The sequence below is a fragment of the Anoxybacillus andreesenii genome (assembly GCF_030813005.1).
In the GTDB taxonomy this organism is placed as follows: domain Bacteria; phylum Bacillota; class Bacilli; order Bacillales; family Cytobacillaceae; genus Robertmurraya; species Robertmurraya andreesenii.
The window spans coordinates 223,622-239,343 of the sequence record NZ_JAUSTU010000002.1; the positions used below are offsets into that span (position 1 = coordinate 223,622).

The 15,722-nt window shown below is 42.2% G+C and carries 16 protein-coding genes; 1 reads left to right on the forward strand and 15 read right to left on the reverse strand.

The features are described 5' to 3' along the window. Positions 1 to 128: 128 nt before the first annotated feature. From J2S07_RS03060 to J2S07_RS03125, 14 genes are all read right to left on the reverse strand, one after another. The gene (locus tag J2S07_RS03060) at positions 129 to 680 is read right to left on the reverse strand and encodes a manganese efflux pump MntP (RefSeq protein WP_307148927.1); all 552 of its coding nucleotides are present in this window, start codon (positions 678 to 680) and stop codon (positions 129 to 131) included. A 98-nt stretch (positions 681 to 778) separates the two neighbouring features. Further along, entirely contained in the window at positions 779 to 1,816 is a 1,038-nt protein-coding gene (locus J2S07_RS03065) for an L-threonylcarbamoyladenylate synthase (RefSeq protein WP_307148928.1), read from the reverse strand. 158 nt (positions 1,817 to 1,974) lie between these two features. Further along, a complete protein-coding gene (locus tag J2S07_RS03070) occupies positions 1,975 to 2,418 on the reverse strand; it encodes a GNAT family N-acetyltransferase (protein ID WP_307148929.1) in 444 nt (147 codons plus the stop codon). Positions 2,419 to 2,515: 97 nt separating this feature from the next. Further along, complete coding sequence (spoIIR, locus tag J2S07_RS03075; protein ID WP_307148930.1) at positions 2,516 to 3,199, reverse strand: stage II sporulation protein R; 684 nt, start codon at positions 3,197 to 3,199, stop codon at positions 2,516 to 2,518. Between the two features lie 206 nt (positions 3,200 to 3,405). Beyond that, complete coding sequence (prmC, locus tag J2S07_RS03080; protein WP_307148931.1) at positions 3,406 to 4,260, reverse strand: peptide chain release factor N(5)-glutamine methyltransferase; 855 nt, start codon at positions 4,258 to 4,260, stop codon at positions 3,406 to 3,408. After that, a complete protein-coding gene (gene prfA, locus J2S07_RS03085; RefSeq protein WP_307148932.1) occupies positions 4,253 to 5,326 on the reverse strand; it encodes a peptide chain release factor 1 in 1,074 nt (357 codons plus the stop codon). Before prfA ends, prmC begins: the two co-directional genes overlap by 8 nt. Positions 5,327 to 5,616: 290 nt before the next feature. Further along, positions 5,617 to 6,237, reverse strand: coding sequence for a thymidine kinase (locus J2S07_RS03090; RefSeq protein ID WP_307149045.1), 621 nt, complete (start codon positions 6,235 to 6,237; stop codon positions 5,617 to 5,619). A gap of 96 nt (positions 6,238 to 6,333) precedes the next feature. Beyond that, positions 6,334 to 6,540, reverse strand: coding sequence for a 50S ribosomal protein L31 (gene rpmE / locus J2S07_RS03095; protein WP_307148933.1), 207 nt, complete (start codon positions 6,538 to 6,540; stop codon positions 6,334 to 6,336). A gap of 150 nt (positions 6,541 to 6,690) precedes the next feature. Further along, a complete protein-coding gene (gene rho, locus J2S07_RS03100) occupies positions 6,691 to 7,956 on the reverse strand; it encodes a transcription termination factor Rho (RefSeq protein ID WP_307148934.1) in 1,266 nt (421 codons plus the stop codon). 384 nt (positions 7,957 to 8,340) lie between these two features. After that, on the reverse strand, positions 8,341 to 9,306 hold the full coding sequence (glpX, locus tag J2S07_RS03105) for a class II fructose-bisphosphatase (RefSeq protein WP_307148935.1): 966 nt from the start codon (positions 9,304 to 9,306) through the stop codon (positions 8,341 to 8,343). Positions 9,307 to 9,330: 24 nt separating this feature from the next. Beyond that, positions 9,331 to 10,617 (reverse strand): UDP-N-acetylglucosamine 1-carboxyvinyltransferase, encoded by a 1,287-nt coding sequence (murA, locus tag J2S07_RS03110; protein WP_307148936.1) that lies wholly within the window; start codon positions 10,615 to 10,617, stop codon positions 9,331 to 9,333. Between the two features lie 177 nt (positions 10,618 to 10,794). Further along, a complete protein-coding gene (gene fsa, locus J2S07_RS03115; protein WP_307148937.1) occupies positions 10,795 to 11,439 on the reverse strand; it encodes a fructose-6-phosphate aldolase in 645 nt (214 codons plus the stop codon). Between the two features lie 153 nt (positions 11,440 to 11,592). Continuing rightward, entirely contained in the window at positions 11,593 to 12,450 is an 858-nt protein-coding gene (locus J2S07_RS03120; protein WP_307148938.1) for a class II fructose-bisphosphate aldolase, read from the reverse strand. Positions 12,451 to 12,668: 218 nt separating this feature from the next. Beyond that, positions 12,669 to 13,040, reverse strand: a complete 372-nt coding sequence (locus J2S07_RS03125; protein WP_307148939.1) for a response regulator — start codon at positions 13,038 to 13,040, stop codon at positions 12,669 to 12,671. A gap of 222 nt (positions 13,041 to 13,262) precedes the next feature. On the opposite strand from J2S07_RS03125, the gene J2S07_RS03130 reads away from it, so the two are divergent. Further along, a complete protein-coding gene (locus J2S07_RS03130) occupies positions 13,263 to 13,784 on the forward strand; it encodes a DUF2529 domain-containing protein (RefSeq protein WP_307148940.1) in 522 nt (173 codons plus the stop codon). 163 nt (positions 13,785 to 13,947) lie between these two features. Here the strand turns inward: J2S07_RS03130 and pyrG are convergent, their stop codons facing one another. Next, entirely contained in the window at positions 13,948 to 15,549 is a 1,602-nt protein-coding gene (gene pyrG, locus J2S07_RS03135) for a CTP synthase (RefSeq protein ID WP_307148941.1), read from the reverse strand. Between the last annotated feature and the right edge of the window lie 173 nt (positions 15,550 to 15,722).

Sequence of the window (15,722 nt, forward strand, 5' to 3'; positions counted from 1 at the left end):
CTTCTCCCAACTCCAACGAAAATAGTCGGTAGCCTACCTTCTCTTCGTTATTGCTCGAGAATCTCGAGCAAAGACTCGTTCAGGCAAACCACCGACCATCAATCATTCGCACAGTAAAAAAGCTCCTATTAGAGCAGCAATAGTTTTATCCCAAAAATCATCAATATGCTTCCGCCGAGCGCTTCGCTATAGGTGCCTAACCAGCCTTGCACCTTTCGTCCAAGGAGGAGGCCAAGCCAGGATAGAATGCAAGCTCCAATTCCGAAGCTCAAAATGACCATCACGATTTTCGCTCCATAAATCCCTAATGTGAGGCCTACCGAAAAACTATCAATGCTGACACTTATAGAAAAAAGGAGCAACCCTACACCAGCCGGGGTAAAAACTGAATTCTCTTTTTCCTGAAATCCCGACCAAATCATCTGCACACCTAGTATCAAAAGCAGGACTCCCCCCAAAATGGCAGCGATATCGCCGAAGCGTTCAGAGAGAAAATGGCCGGTGACCATCCCTAAAAGTGGCATAATAACGTGGAACAAACCAATCGTTATCCCAATTTTGAATATTTGTCTTAATCTGATTTGATACATGCCCATGCCTAACCCTACGGAAAATGCATCCATGCTGAGAGCAAATCCCATTATGATTAGTGTGATTAGTTCTCCGATAAATTCAGACATTCATGCTGCTCCCCCTTTGGACTTGCTAATTCAGCATATGCTTGGACCTGAGGGATAAAGAACTAGATTTGTAAAAATTTAAATAAACTCCTGTTTTTCTAAATAACTTTATGGCCCGCCGCCTTCAGAAGACGGTTCATGATTGCTTGTCCAACACCCTCATTTGGAAACATCTCACTAAATATGATGTCCACTTGTGCTTGATTAAAACTTCTCAAAGTATCATAGAGGGAGCTAGCTATTGATTCGAGATGAGCTCTTTGTCCACATACCTTGACGACATCACCATCATAAAAGGAACGATTCTCCTCCGTAGTCAGGACGCCCACACGGAATCCTTCCTGCCTTTTCTCATCTATAAGACCCTGAATCCTCTCTCTTGAACCTTCTACTAAATAGAGAGGGGCATTTGGCGCATAATGAGTGTATTTCATTCCCGGGGATTTGGGCGCCATCTCTTCATTAGATAAGGCTGGGTCGATCTTGACTTCTCCAATTACGGAAACAAGCTCTTCCATTGTGACTCCACCTGGTCTCAGGATTTGCGGAATCTCCATGGTACAATCTAGAACGGTTGACTCCACACCAATCCCCGTTGGACCTCCATCCACAATCGCTGGAATCCTTTCATTTAAATCCTCCCAAACATGGGTAGCGGTTGTTGGGCTTGGACGACCGGAACGATTGGCACTCGGGGCTGCAATTGGAAGTCCGGCTGCTTGAATAATCGCTAAGGCAATTGGATGCTCCGGCATTCGTACAGCAATTGTGGATAACCCCGCCGTTGCTTTGTCTGAAAGCACCCCTTCTTTTTTCTTAAAAATGATGGTCAAAGGGCCAGGCCAGAACTTTTCCATCAATATGGCGGCTTTTTCCGGTATTTCTTCCACAAACTCTGTTAATTGTTCGAGCTTGCTTATGTGAATAATTAACGGGTTATCACTCGGTCTACCCTTCGCTGCATAAATCTTCTCCACTGCCTCATCTTCCTTCGCATTTCCTCCCAGACCGTATACGGTTTCCGTTGGAAAAGCGACTACCTCATTGGCTTTTAAAAGATTCGCAGCTTGTATAATTTGTGGATATGTGTGCAAGTCATCCACATTTTTATCCACCGATAGCCATTCTGTCTTCATGATTCTCCACCTTCATTTTCATGCTATAAATAAACGCTTTTTCCTACTTTATCACGTATGAAAGTATAAAAGAAGGTGGTCGCGATCTCAAGTATTATCCACAAATTGTGTATAAAAATGACTGAAAAGTGGATAACTTTGTGGATATATCCACATTTTTATAGTTTTAACTTCAAAAACATCGAGTTATCCACATTTAAAATATGATTGACATGAACGGATGTGAATAGCTCCGACGGAAGACTATTTTGCTCAACTCTTTCAAATCCTAGCAATGTAAAAAACGGCAAGGAGGATTCTTTATTTGTGGCAAGATAAAGATGATCTAACTCCTTGCTACGTGCTAGCTTCAGCATTTGTTCAAAAATGATGAGCAGGTCATTCTCTCTAGCATTTGTTGTCATTGCCAAGGATCTCAGCAATCCAATGCGGCCTAACGGCTCAATTCCTAATGTTGCCTGGATTCTACTAGTTTCATCCTCCATAATCAAAAAATATTCAATGGCTTCTTTCACACCATCAGTTCCTAGTTTTGCTTCATTTAAAAAGGTTATGAGCTTACCTGTATCTTCAGCCTGTGCACAGCGTACAATCATTCCCATTATCCACACCCCATTTTAATATGATCTATTCTATTAATATGACGAGTTGATAAAGTTAGAACATTTTACTAGAAAAAAATAGCCCTGTACGTCAGGACTATCCAAAGATTTTCTCAAAGATTTCTACTAGGAAAAATTTTACCTTAACTGGCTCTTCCTCTTCTTCTACAAAAAGTGAGTCGTCTTCTTGTTTCTCCTCTTTATTCTCTGCTTCCTGGGCCTTAGAATCCTCTTCTTCTTCTGCCTGCTCCTCTTCCTCAAAGCCCTCACTGACGGCAACACCATTTGAGAAATCTAGAAAACATAGCGGCGGGAATAGAACACACCACCAATTTGCTCCCTTACCCTCTCCCAAGGTGACAAGGATCGCCTCATACTCTCCCGCCGGGTATAGAAACTCTCCATAAAGCTTGGTCGGGAAATCTACCTTTTTTCCATACTCTGCCTTGACGGACTGCCCGTTCTCATTTTCTAGTAAAACCTGTTCAGCTATTTTTTGAATCTCTGGTATTCTATTTTGAATTAAGCTTCGAGCGGCCTCAATGGTCGTTAAGTCCGATACCCAGTTCGTGATTTCTGCATTGATCGCATCGCGTACTTTTCTCTTTAGCTCTTGGTCCTGCTCATGATCACTGTTTGCTAGAATGCGAAGTCGAATCGCTTCATTCGGAATCACGACAAGATCATTTGCCGCAACTTCGTTTTTTGGTATATATAAATCCACTAAGGTTCCAATTGATAATAAAATGATGTAAGCAAATGCTGCTAGTTTTGTATTCAAGCTAACCACCCCTTCACCACCCATTGTGGACAGGAGCGCTACATCTTAAACTAGTAAAATGAAATTTTTTAATAGAAAGCCCAGGTACTCTAATAGCGGTTGGCATACCTTCTCTTCACTGTTGCTCTAAAACCCAAGAGCAAAGGCTTGTTCAGGCATACCAACCGGCCATTTTAAACAAAAAAGCCTCCCGCAAACACGAGAGGCTAACCAAGTTCTGCAAAAACCATCCGGTCCTTGCCATTGATATCATATATGACCTCGACATATGCCTCGGAAAAGGTTTTTTTCAAAAGCTGGGACACTGCCACGCTCTGTCCAGCACCGATCTCAAAGCCAATCAATGCCTTGTCCTTCACCACTAGAGGCAGCTGTTCCATCAAGCGACGATAAATCGCAAGTCCATCCTCCCCTGCAAAAAGGGCACGGTGTGGCTCGTGTTCGGTGACAACAACAGACATGCTTTCCTTATCACTAATAGGGATATAAGGTGGATTGGAAAGGATAACATCAAATTTTTCACGGCCGATGAAGGGTTCTAGCAAATCTCCTTCAACAAAACGAAGTTCAGCCTGAAGATTTTCTGCATTTTTCTCCGCAACCTGTAAGGATTCCTTCGCAATATCGGTAGCGGTGACCTGGATGGCAGGTCTTTCAAGCTTCATTGTAATCGCAATGGCTCCACTGCCTGTACCAATATCAACGAGCTTTAGGTCTTGTCCTCCAAAGCGCTTATCCATTCGCTGCAGCGAATTAAAAATAAGCTCCTCCGTTTCTGGCCTTGGAATGAGAACCTCCCTATTGACATGAAATCTTCGTCCATAAAACTCCTCATAGCCCATAATATACTGAATGGGCTCACCTTCTCCATGCAGATGAACAGCCCTTTCAAATTGCTTCAAAGCTTCCTTAGGGATTTCGTCATGAAAGCTAGCGAATAAAGTAGAGCGACTCATCTTTAAATAATGACGTAACAAAATTTCGCCCGCATTCTCGTCTCGACCCTTTTCCTTCAAAAAAGAAGAAGCCCATCTCAGGGCCTCATATACCTTTTTATACATCTGAAGCACTTTCCAGCTTGGCAGATTGATCTTCTAAAATTAGTGCATCAATTATTTCGTCTAATTTCCCTTGAAGGATTTGGTCCAGCTTTTGAATCGTTAAGCCAATGCGATGATCCGTCACACGATTTTGCGGGAAGTTATACGTGCGGATCCGCTCTGAACGATCTCCTGTTCCAACCGCTGATTTCCGATTTTGATCATATTCGGCTTGCGCTTCCTGTTGGAATTTATCGTATACACGTGCGCGCAATACCTTCATTGCCTTGTCTCTATTTTTGTGCTGGGATTTTTCATCCTGACATGTAACAACAATGCCTGTAGGAATATGGGTTAACCGTACAGCCGACATCGTTGTGTTAACGCTTTGCCCACCTGCACCAGAAGAAGCATACGTATCAAAACGAATATCTTTATCATGAATTTCCACTTCAACCTCTTCTGCTTCTGGTAAAACGACAACCGTTGCCGTAGACGTATGAATACGGCCGCCAGATTCTGTTTCTGGTACACGTTGAACACGATGGGCCCCACTCTCAAATTTCAGTTTTGAGAATGCACCCGTACCGTTGATCATAAATATAATCTCTTTAAAACCACCTACACCTGTCGTATTAGACTCAATGACCTCAATTTTCCAGCCCTTTGACTCAGCAAAACGGCTGTACATCCGGTACAAATCACCAGCAAATAGAGCAGCCTCATCTCCACCAGCAGCACCACGGATCTCCATGATTACGTTCTTCTCATCGTTCGGATCCTTAGGAATAAGAAGAATTTTTAAGCGAGCTTCAAGCTCCTCGACTTTTTCCTCGAGCTCATCGATTTCTTCTTTCACCATTTCACGCATGTCAGCATCGAGCTTTTCTTCAAGCATTGCTTTCGCATCCTGGTACTGTGTGCGAACTTCTTTATATTGACGGTACGCATCGACCGTTTCTTGTATATCGGATTGTTCCTTCGAATATTCACGTAGCTTTTTTGGATCATTGACTACTTCTGGATCACTCAAAAGCTCATTTAATTTTTCATAGCGATCTTCCACCGCTTGCAATCGATCAAACACAATTATTCACCTCAGGTTATTGATCCCTTAATCTCAGGGTTTCCGTACAAAAATATATCGATACCTATAACAGTCTAATTATAGTATAGGTGAAAAGCATCGTCAAAACCCAAAATGAAATCTTATCTAATAAGTCACTGTTATATCTGGTTGTTGATTTACACACCGCCTTATACGTGTACGTTCGCTAAGTTATTCGTACCGAATAAAACCCGCTCACGCACACGTATAAGGCTAAAAATTAACATAGTCTTTAATAAAAAGAAAACCTACTTTGCAAAAAGTAGGTGCTATGAATTAAATTGGGTTGTTGTTTGTGGTTCCAGGACGTTCGGGGATTTCGGTACTTCATGATGATGGCGGCAACGGGCCTCATAGGCTTCAGAAGCGCCAACGAGAATAATTGGATCATCATAGGATGCAGGACGACCGTCGATGAGCCTTTGTGTCCGACTGGCAGGTGAACCGCATACCGTGCAAACCGCTTGAAGCTTTGTAATATTTTCTGCGATCGCCATGACCGCTGGCATTTGTCCAAAGGGCTCCCCACGGAAATCCTGGTCAAGTCCAGCGGCGATGACTCGATGTCCACTATTGGCTAGATGTTGAATCACCTTCAATATTTCCGCATCGAAAAACTGAACCTCGTCAATGGCAATGACATCCTCATCGCCATCAATATATTTAAAAATATCAGTTGATTTTTTAATTGGTCTGGCATGATACGATGTACCATTGTGAGAGACAACAGCTTCATCGCTATAGCGATTATCTATTTCTGGTTTAAAAACGGCAATTTTTTGTTTGGCATACTGGGCTCTTCGAACTCGGCGTATCAATTCCTCTGATTTGCCAGAAAACATGCTGCCGCAAACAACTTCTACCCAGCCGTGATGATTTACAACATACATCAACAGGTCTCTCCTTCCAAAATCAATCCTAATCTATGTAAATTATAGAAATAAAAAACAGGCAAAAAAGCTTCTGCCTGTTTTATTGTCTGTTTTTTATTGTTGCTTAAGGCCGTATTTTTTGTTGAAGCGGTCAACACGTCCACCAGCTTCAGCGAATTTTTGACGACCAGTATAGAATGGATGACATTCAGAGCAAGTTTCAACGCGGATTTCCTTTTTTACAGAACCTGATTCAAATTGGTTACCGCAAGCACATGTCACCATTGCTTTGTTATAATTTGGATGAATTCCAGCTTTCATTCCTATTCAGCTCCTTTTTTGCCCTGAATCTTTCGAAACAGAGTTATCTTTACAGCATAGTATTGGCCATGCTGCTTAAAATCATAAACGCACAAAAACTATTATAACAGCGTGAATTTCGTTTTGCAATATGGGAATTTTTATCGAAAACTACGATCTCTTTGCCTTCATCTCTTCATCTAGCTTAGCAAAGAACTCCTCATTCGATTTTGTTTGTTTAAGCTTACGAATAAATTTCTCCGCAAAATCAGGTGAATCTGTCATGGATTTGCGAATCGCCCAGAGCTTATCAAGATGCTCCTTCGGAACAAGCAGCTCTTCTTTGCGTGTACCTGAGCGACGAATGTCAATCGCAGGGAAGATTCTTCTTTCAGCAAGAGAACGGTCAAGATGCAGCTCTAGGTTCCCTGTCCCTTTAAATTCCTCATAGATGACATCATCCATGCGAGAACCTGTATCGACAAGTGCTGTCGCTAGGATCGTCAAGCTTCCACCTTCCTCGATATTCCGGGCCGCTCCAAAGAAGCGCTTCGGTCTGTGGAAGGCAGCTGGATCAATCCCTCCGGAAAGAGTACGGCCGCTTGGCGGAATCACAAGGTTATAAGCACGAGCAAGTCTTGTAATACTATCCATTAGGATGATGACATCGCGCTTATGCTCAACAAGTCTCATCGCGCGATCCAGCACAAGCTCAGCCACTTTAATATGGTTTTCTGGAACCTCATCAAACGTGGAGCTGACCACATCTCCCGCAACTGAACGCTCGATATCCGTTACTTCCTCAGGACGTTCATCGATTAGAAGAACAATTAGCTCTGCTTCTGGATGGTTGGTGGTAATGCTGTTGGCAATTTGCTTTAACAGGACGGTCTTCCCTGCTTTGGGCGGCGCCACAATTAGACCACGCTGACCAAAGCCAACGGGAGCAATTAAGTCCATAATTCTTGTAGACATATGATTTGGAGTCGTTTCAAGCTTCATTTGTCTGTCAGGATATAGAGGAGTTAACGCTGGGAAGTGGACACGTTCCTTTGCTGATTCGGGGTCATCTCCGTTAACGGCTTCCACATGAAGCAAACCAAAATAGCGTTCGTTCTCTTTTGGCGGGCGCACCTTACCAGAAACCTTATCACCATTTCTCAAATCGAATCTTCTAATTTGTGAAGCGGAAATGTAAATATCCTCAGAGCTCGGGGAGTAATTAATCGGTCGTAGGAAGCCAAAGCCTTCGGATTGAATAATTTCGAGTACTCCTTCCATAAAGAAATACCCTTCCTGTTCCGCACGTGCTTTTAAAATAGCAAAAATTAATTCTTTTTTCGTTAATTTACTATAATATGAAACTCGGTACGTCTTTGCAAGTTCATATAGTTCCTTTAATTTCAAATTCTCTAAACTTGAGATTGTCAGTTCCATTTTTACACCACTCTTTAAATTTTTGTAAAGATATACTATTTTCAACTATGTGAACGCTCTTTTCCTCTACGGAAAATAGGGAAGAATACTTTTTGAGGCTAACTGAAGTATGGGAAGAAAAATTGAATTGTGATTATGATAAAAAACAATCTCTATTGTACCCTTTTTCCCAAATATTAATCAAGGCTCTTTTCAATAAGTTTTTTGGATTTAAAATAGGAGGGGTGTAAGAGGGGCCTAACCCTAGTATATTAAATAGTTGATTTATGTACCGCCTTATACGTGTACATTCACTAAGTTATTCGTACCGAATAAAACCCGTTCACGTACACATATAAGGCTAAGAATCAACACTATACTAACTTAGGCTCCTTTTTTCTCTATCTAATCTTTAATCACTAAATGAGGTTTCTTTTTTAAGCTGTGGCGCCCTTCTACAAATCGAACCGTTCCCGATTTCGCTCGCATAACTAAGGAATGGGTGGATCCGTATGAGCCCTTAAATTGGACTCCTCTTAATAATTCGCCGTCTGTCACACCCGTTGCCGCAAAAATAGCGTCGTCCCCTTTAACCAAGTCCTCCATGAGCAGCACTTTGTTCACATCAAGGCCCATTTTTATGCAGCGTTCGATTTCCTCATCATTTTGAGGAAGAAGCTTCCCTTGAATTTCCCCGCCAAGACATTTTAATGCGACAGCAGATAGAACTCCTTCTGGAGCCCCGCCCGAGCCAAATAAAATATCCACTCCGGTGTGATCAAAGGCCGTGTTAATGGCACCTGCTACATCACCATCATTGATAAGCTTGATGCGAGCGCCTGCTTCACGAAGCTCAGCGATAATCTCCTCATGCCGTGGTCGGTTTAAAACAGTCGCTACCACATCTTCAATGTCCTTATTCTTCGCTTTGGCCACTGCTTTTAAATTGTCTGTTACCGATGCATTAATATCAATTTGCCCTACCGCTTCTGGACCTACGGCAATTTTGTACATATACATATCCGGGGCATGAAGAAGATTCCCATGATCCGCTACCGCAATAACCGCAAGCGCATTCCAGCCACCTGAAGCAACAATATTGGTTCCTTCTAGCGGATCAACGGCCACATCCACCCTTGGTCCATAGCCTGTACCAAGCTTCTCCCCAATATAAAGCATCGGAGCCTCGTCCATTTCTCCTTCCCCGATGACAACCGTTCCTTTCATTGGAACAGTGTCAAATACATTCCTCATTGCTGATGTAGCAGCATCATCTGCTTCATCCTTTTTTCCTCTCCCCATCCATCGTGCGGAAGCTAATGCGGCCCCTTCGGTTACGCGAACTAGCTCCATCGTTAAACTTCTTTCCATCGGTGTTCCTCCCCAAAAACTATGTTAGGCTTGTTTCAACTGCTCCATCTCTTCTTGTGTGAGAGCCTCTCTCCAAATGGTAGCGCCCAGTCCCTCTAATTTCTCCACTAGGTGACTATAGCCTCTATCAATATGCTCAACGCCGGTTACTTCTGTTATGCCCTCTGCCATTAATCCTGCAATGACTAATGCCGCTCCTGCGCGTAAATCACTTGCCTTCACTTTGGCTCCTTGAAGCTGAACAGGCCCGCTAATAATCGCGGAGCGCCCTTCTACCTTAATATTGGCGTTCATTCTTCGTAATTCATCAATATGCTTGAAGCGAGCACTGTAGATCGTATCCGTCACAACACTTGTCCCATCTGACTTCGTTAGAAGGGATGTAAAAGGCTGTTGCAAATCGGTTGGAAATCCAGGATAAACGAGGGTCTTAATATCTACTGCTTTAAGGGCAGCCGACTTCCCAACAAAAATTTGATCATCCTGCGCTTCAATCGGAACTCCCATTTCTCGAAGCTTGGCTATTAGCGATTCCATATGCTGAGGAATCACGTTATCTATAAGAATGCCTTCTCCAATAGCAGCACCTAGGATTAGGAATGTCCCAGCTTCAATCCGGTCCGGTATGATCGTATGTTTGCATCCATGAAGTTCGTCCACACCTTCTATCCGGATCACATCGGTTCCGGCCCCTTTTATTTTAGCACCCATATTCGTTAAAAGGGTAGCTACATCAATAATTTCCGGCTCTTTTGCGGCATTTTCAATAATCGTTTTCCCTTTTGCACGAACAGCTGCTAGCATAATATTAATCGTTGCGCCAACACTAACAACATCGAGATAAATTCTTGCACCGACAAGCTCGTCCGCTCTTAAATAAATCGCTCCCTGCTCATTTGTCACCTTTGCCCCAAGCGCCTCAAAACCCTTAATATGTTGATCAATCGGTCTTGGGCCTAAGTGGCAGCCGCCTGGCAGCCCAATTACTGCCTTCTTAAATCTACCAAGCATAGCCCCCATTAAATAATAGGAGGCACGCAGCTTTTTGACCTTTCCGTTCGGCAATGGCATGGATATCATTGAGGAGGGATCAACAGTCATTTCACCATTTGAAAATTGGACTGCCCCTCCAAGTTCCTCAAGCAACCCTTTTAATAACTCAACATCAGAAATTTCTGGCAAACCTTCAATCGTGACGGGTGAGTCAGCCAAAATAGTTGCTGGAATCAGTGCGACTGCACTATTTTTGGCCCCACTTATCCGCACAGTTCCCTTTAAAGGGTAGCCGCCTGCGATTTTAAGCTTTTCCATCTCTGACTCCCTTCTTAACCTTGATGTCCAGTGAAAAATTATATTCCCAATAGAATTTATCCCATTCATAATAGAATTACGGCATAATATCCCTATTTATATAGTTTACACGAAAAACTATAATCCATGTATCATTATTAGGAAAAGTTCAAAATCAGCCTAAATACCTATATTTCCCTACCCGCGATTATTCCAATCTGCCAAGAATGCCTCAATTCCCTTGTCTGTTAATGGGTGATTAAATAACTGCATAAGCACCTTATATGGAATCGTAGCAATATGAGCACCTCTTAAAGCTGCTTCGGTCACATGCTGGGGATGTCTAATGGATGCTGCAATAATTTCTGTTTCAATGCTGTGGATAGTGAAGATATCTGAGATTTTGGAGATTAATTCTAGGCCATCATGTCCGATATCGTCTAATCTACCTAGAAATGGTGAGACAAAGGAGGCTCCTGCTCTTGCAGCAAGCAAAGCTTGGTTCGCATTAAAAATTAGGGTTACATTGGTTTTGATCCCTTCCTTGGAAAAAACAGAAACTGCCTTCAGACCCTCTGGAGTCATCGGTACCTTGATCGTAATATTTGGAGCAATTTTGGCTAGTTCTCTTCCTTCACGCAGCATTCCCTCTGCATCAAGCGCAATGACCTCGGCGCTGACAGAACCCGGGACAAGTGCCGTAATTTCGCGTAAACGGTCTTCAAAAGTGACATTCTTCTCCTTCGCCACTAATGATGGATTGGTCGTAACCCCCGCAACCACTCCTAAAGCATAAGCCTCTTTGATTTCGTCCATATTGGCTGTATCAATAAAAAATTTCATTTCCCTTCATCCTCCTAAATTTTTTGTTCACAAGCAACTATGTTTGAGAGAAAAGCCAAATTCATAAATGCACTGAAACCGCCTCTAATGGAAAGGCGGTTTCGGTTTTAATGTATCGAGTCATTTGGGTTCAGAACCTCTTCTTACTTATTATTAAGCTTTTCCAGAGGATCCGAATTCACGCATTTTGCCAATGACGGTTTCTTTAATGGCTTCACGAGCAGGACCTAAGTATTTTCGTGGATCATACATGTTCGAGTCTGCAGCCAATACTTCACGAACCTTTTTCGCAGAAGCAATTTGGTTTTCTGTATTAACATTGATTTTCGCCGTACCTAATGAAACGGCTTTTTGAATATCCTTTGTTGGAATACCTGTTCCACCATGAAGAACTAAAGGTAACCCAGTTATTTGGCCAATCTCTTCCATTTCCTTGAAGCCAAGCTTTGGCTCGCCCTTATATGGACCATGAACAGAGCCAAGTGCTGGTGCAAGGCAATCAATGCCAGTGCGCTTAACAAGCTCTTCACATTCCTTTGGATCGGCATAGATCACGCCATCAGCTACAACGTCATCCTCTTGTCCACCTACTGTGCCTAATTCAGCCTCTACTGAAACTCCTTTTGCATGAGCATACTCCACTACTTTTGATGTAGTCTCCACATTTTTCTCAAAAGGATCATGGGAAGCATCAATCATTACTGAAGTGAAGCCAGCATCAATTGCCTCTTTACATTTTTCAAAGCTTGAACCATGGTCTAAATGAATAGCCACAGGAACCGTAATTTTATAATCTTCTAATAGTCCTTCGACCATTTTGACAACCGTTTTGAAGCCACCCATATAACGTCCAGCACCCTCGGAAACACCAAGGATAACAGGTGATTTCTCTTCCTCAGCAGCCTGCAGAATGGCTTGCGTAAACTCTAGGTTATTTATATTAAATTGACCTACCGCATAGCCACCTTCTTTTGCCTGAATAAGCATTTCTTTCATTGATACTAAAGGCATTCTATTTCCTCCTTCTTCATGGTCTATTCTTCTTAAGCATGGCAAAGATTCCTTAAAAGTGTTCCCAGAACAAAAATGAATATGTAAGAAAAATCCACAGCTTTAAGAGAATGATCCCAAACATAATTTTAACAAATTGAAAAAAGAAATGCTAATTAGGTATATCAATTTCACCAATTCTTAAAAAATCTCTATTTTATGAATTGCGTCCACTTAAATTAGCTTATCCTCTCAGCAATATATTTTTTGACAGCATCCCTTATATCATCAATATCAAAAGGCTTAGCAAAATGCGCCAAGGCACCTAAGTTCTTAGCTTCCTGGATCATATCCAACTCACCGTAAGCAGTCATAATAATAACCCGTATATCCTGATTGATAAGCTTCATTCTTTTTAAAATCTCAATTCCGTCCATTCCAGGAATTTTCATATCAAGCAATACTAAATCAGGGCAATTCTTTGTGACAATATCCAACGCCTGAATGCCATTTGCAGCTTGATATGTATCATACCCTTCTTTTTGTAAAACTTCATTCAGCAAAATCCGAATGCCAAACTGGTCATCAACGATCAATACTTTCCCCTTCATTTGAAACCACCTCTTCCTTAACATCGAATGAACTTTGGTGCTATGATTTTTTAGAAGGCTCTATATGTATATGTATCATTTCCCGTAACTTCCCAATCACTAATTCGCTTTGCCTTCTCAATAATCCTTCATTTTAAAAGTTATTTTTTTACTTCTGCTAATTTTACCTTTTTATTAGGCTTCCCTTATAATGAGGGGGCAAAGATAGGAAGGAGCTATACCATGTTAAAAATGTTTTCTACTCAATTATCCGGCTTGTTTAAAAAAATTCAGGAACAGGAGGAATTCTCCTTTGAAGATGGGGCAAGACTCATTGCTCAAGCTGCTGTTGGGGATGGAAGTGTTTATTTATTTGGCGAAGATGAAATGGGGGCTGTCATCAGTGAAGCTTTATATAGTGCAGAGCCTTTTGAAAAGGTAAAGCGATGGGATGGACAGGATGAAAGTCTCACCTCAGCGGACCGAGTGATTATTTTTTCACGTTACTCCCATGATGATGCGGCAGTTTCGGCAGGAAAGTGGCTGATAGAGCGAGAAATTCCCTTTGTGTCCGTCTCCACGCACATCACAACGGAGAAAGATAATCTAGTCCATCTCGCAGATGTCCATATTGACCTTCATCTAAAGAGGGCTCTTCTTCCAGATGATGAAGGAAATCGATTTGGCTACCCTGCTTCCATGGCGGCGCTCTTTGTCTATTATGGCCTAAAGTTTACGCTCGAGGAAATTATGGAGGACTATTAAAGAATGCCTGATTATGATACCGCCTTCTGTGTATGTGTTCGCTACGTTATTCGTACCGAATAAAACCCGCTCACAGCATACACAGAAGGCTATATCAATCTTCGACAATATAGACAAAAAATAAGGACTGTCTCATCATCTCGAGACAGTCCTTTTAATTTTATTATTTCTTAGCCTTTAATGATGCTTCGACAAAGTCTCTAAATAATGGCTGTGGTCTTGTTGGTCTAGATGTGAATTCTGGATGGAATTGGGACGCAACAAACCATGGATGATCAACCAATTCAATAATTTCGACTAAGCGTCCATCAGGGCTTGTACCAGAGAAAACAAATCCTGCCTTTTCCATCTCCTGACGATAGTGATTATTAAACTCGTAACGATGACGATGGCGCTCGTAGATCACTTCATCCTCATATGCCGCATAGGCCTTGGATCCTTCCACTAATTTACAAGGGTATAAGCCAAGTCGAAGTGTTCCACCTAAATCTTCTACATCCTTCTGCTCAGGAAGTAGGTCAATGATCGGATGAGTGGTTTTCGGATCAATTTCGGCTGAATGGGCATCCTTATAACCCAAGACATTGCGTGCATATTCAATCGATGCTAATTGCATTCCTAGACAAATTCCAAGGAAAGGCACTTTGTTTTCCCGAGCATATTGGGTCGCAAAAATCTTCCCTTCGATTCCACGATCGCCAAATCCCCCTGGGACAAGGATGCCATCTGCATCACCAAGAAGCTCCTTCACGTTGCCTTCATTGACCTCTTCGGAATTGATCCATTTAATATCGATATCCGAATCAAATTGATAGCCTGCATGCTTCAAGGCTTCAACAACAGAAATATATGCATCCTGAAGCTCGACATACTTTCCAACGAGGGCAATTCTAGTCGTTTTCGATAAGCTCTGAACCTTGTTAACTAACGCTGTCCATTCCGTCATGTCTGCTTCAGGAGCTTGGATTTTTAGATGGTCCAAAACAATTTGATCCATATGCTGTTCCTGTAAAGTAAGTGGAATGGAATATAAAGTGTCTGCATCGGGACATTCAATAACCGCATTCGCATCAATATCGCAGAAGAGAGCAATCTTATCCTTCATATCGTCCGGCATCGGCATTTCTGTACGCACGACGATGATGTTTGGCTGAATTCCTAGACTTCTTAACTCCTTCACACTATGCTGTGTAGGCTTTGTCTTCATTTCTCCAGCTGCCTTAATATAAGGAACTAATGTACAGTGAATATACATAACATTATCGCGGCCGATATCGCTCTTAATTTGACGAATGGCTTCTAAGAATGGCAGTGATTCAATATCCCCTACGGTTCCACCAATTTCTGTGATCACCACATCAACGTTTGTTTCCTGTCCTGCACGGAAGACCCGTTCCTTGATTTCATTGGTAATATGAGGGATGACCTGCACCGTTCCACCAAGATAATCACCACGACGTTCCTTTTGAAGGACGGTAGAATAGATTTTTCCAGTGGTTACATTACTGAACTTCGATACATTGATATCGACGAAGCGCTCATAATGTCCTAAGTCAAGGTCTGTTTCCGCTCCGTCATCCGTTACGAATACTTCTCCATGCTGATAAGGGCTCATCGTTCCTGGATCCACGTTAATATATGGATCAAATTTTTGGATCGTGACACTTAAGCCCCTATTTTTTAATAATCTACCAAGGGATGCTGCCGTTATCCCTTTTCCAAGTGATGAAACGACGCCACCAGTTACAAAAATATATTTTGTCATGTTCATTTTCCCCCTCTAAAGTAAGTTTTCTCATATTTGCTTCATTCCATAAGGCTGTTTTCATACGGAAGGTGGTTTTGATTACTCTAATGTTCCTGAGAAAAGAGCCTTCCATAAAAAAAGCCTTAAAATCATCCATTTCATGTTAGGGGAGTCAAACGCACTTACTCTTC

Excerpts from the sequence above, each read along its gene's own strand:
- J2S07_RS03060 (WP_307148927.1), bottom strand. The coding sequence starts at position 680 with ATGTCTGAATTTATCGGAGAACTAATCACACTAATCATAATGGGATTT.
- J2S07_RS03065 (WP_307148928.1), bottom strand. The coding sequence starts at position 1,816 with ATGAAGACAGAATGGCTATCGGTGGATAAAAATGTGGATGACTTGCAC.
- J2S07_RS03070 (WP_307148929.1), bottom strand. The coding sequence starts at position 2,418 with ATGGGAATGATTGTACGCTGTGCACAGGCTGAAGATACAGGTAAGCTC.
- prmC (WP_307148931.1), bottom strand. The coding sequence starts at position 4,260 with ATGTATAAAAAGGTATATGAGGCCCTGAGATGGGCTTCTTCTTTTTTG.
- J2S07_RS03090 (WP_307149045.1), bottom strand. The coding sequence starts at position 6,237 with ATGTATGTTGTAAATCATCACGGCTGGGTAGAAGTTGTTTGCGGCAGC.
- rpmE (WP_307148933.1), bottom strand. The coding sequence starts at position 6,540 with ATGAAAGCTGGAATTCATCCAAATTATAACAAAGCAATGGTGACATGT.
- rho (WP_307148934.1), bottom strand. The coding sequence starts at position 7,956 with ATGGAACTGACAATCTCAAGTTTAGAGAATTTGAAATTAAAGGAACTA.
- glpX (WP_307148935.1), bottom strand. The coding sequence starts at position 9,306 with ATGGAAAGAAGTTTAACGATGGAGCTAGTTCGCGTAACCGAAGGGGCC.
- murA (WP_307148936.1), bottom strand. The coding sequence starts at position 10,617 with ATGGAAAAGCTTAAAATCGCAGGCGGCTACCCTTTAAAGGGAACTGTG.
- fsa (WP_307148937.1), bottom strand. The coding sequence starts at position 11,439 with ATGAAATTTTTTATTGATACAGCCAATATGGACGAAATCAAAGAGGCT.
- J2S07_RS03120 (WP_307148938.1), bottom strand. The coding sequence starts at position 12,450 with ATGCCTTTAGTATCAATGAAAGAAATGCTTATTCAGGCAAAAGAAGGT.
- J2S07_RS03125 (WP_307148939.1), bottom strand. The coding sequence starts at position 13,040 with ATGAAGGGGAAAGTATTGATCGTTGATGACCAGTTTGGCATTCGGATT.
- J2S07_RS03130 (WP_307148940.1), top strand. The coding sequence starts at position 13,263 with ATGTTAAAAATGTTTTCTACTCAATTATCCGGCTTGTTTAAAAAAATT.
- pyrG (WP_307148941.1), bottom strand. The coding sequence starts at position 15,549 with ATGACAAAATATATTTTTGTAACTGGTGGCGTCGTTTCATCACTTGGA.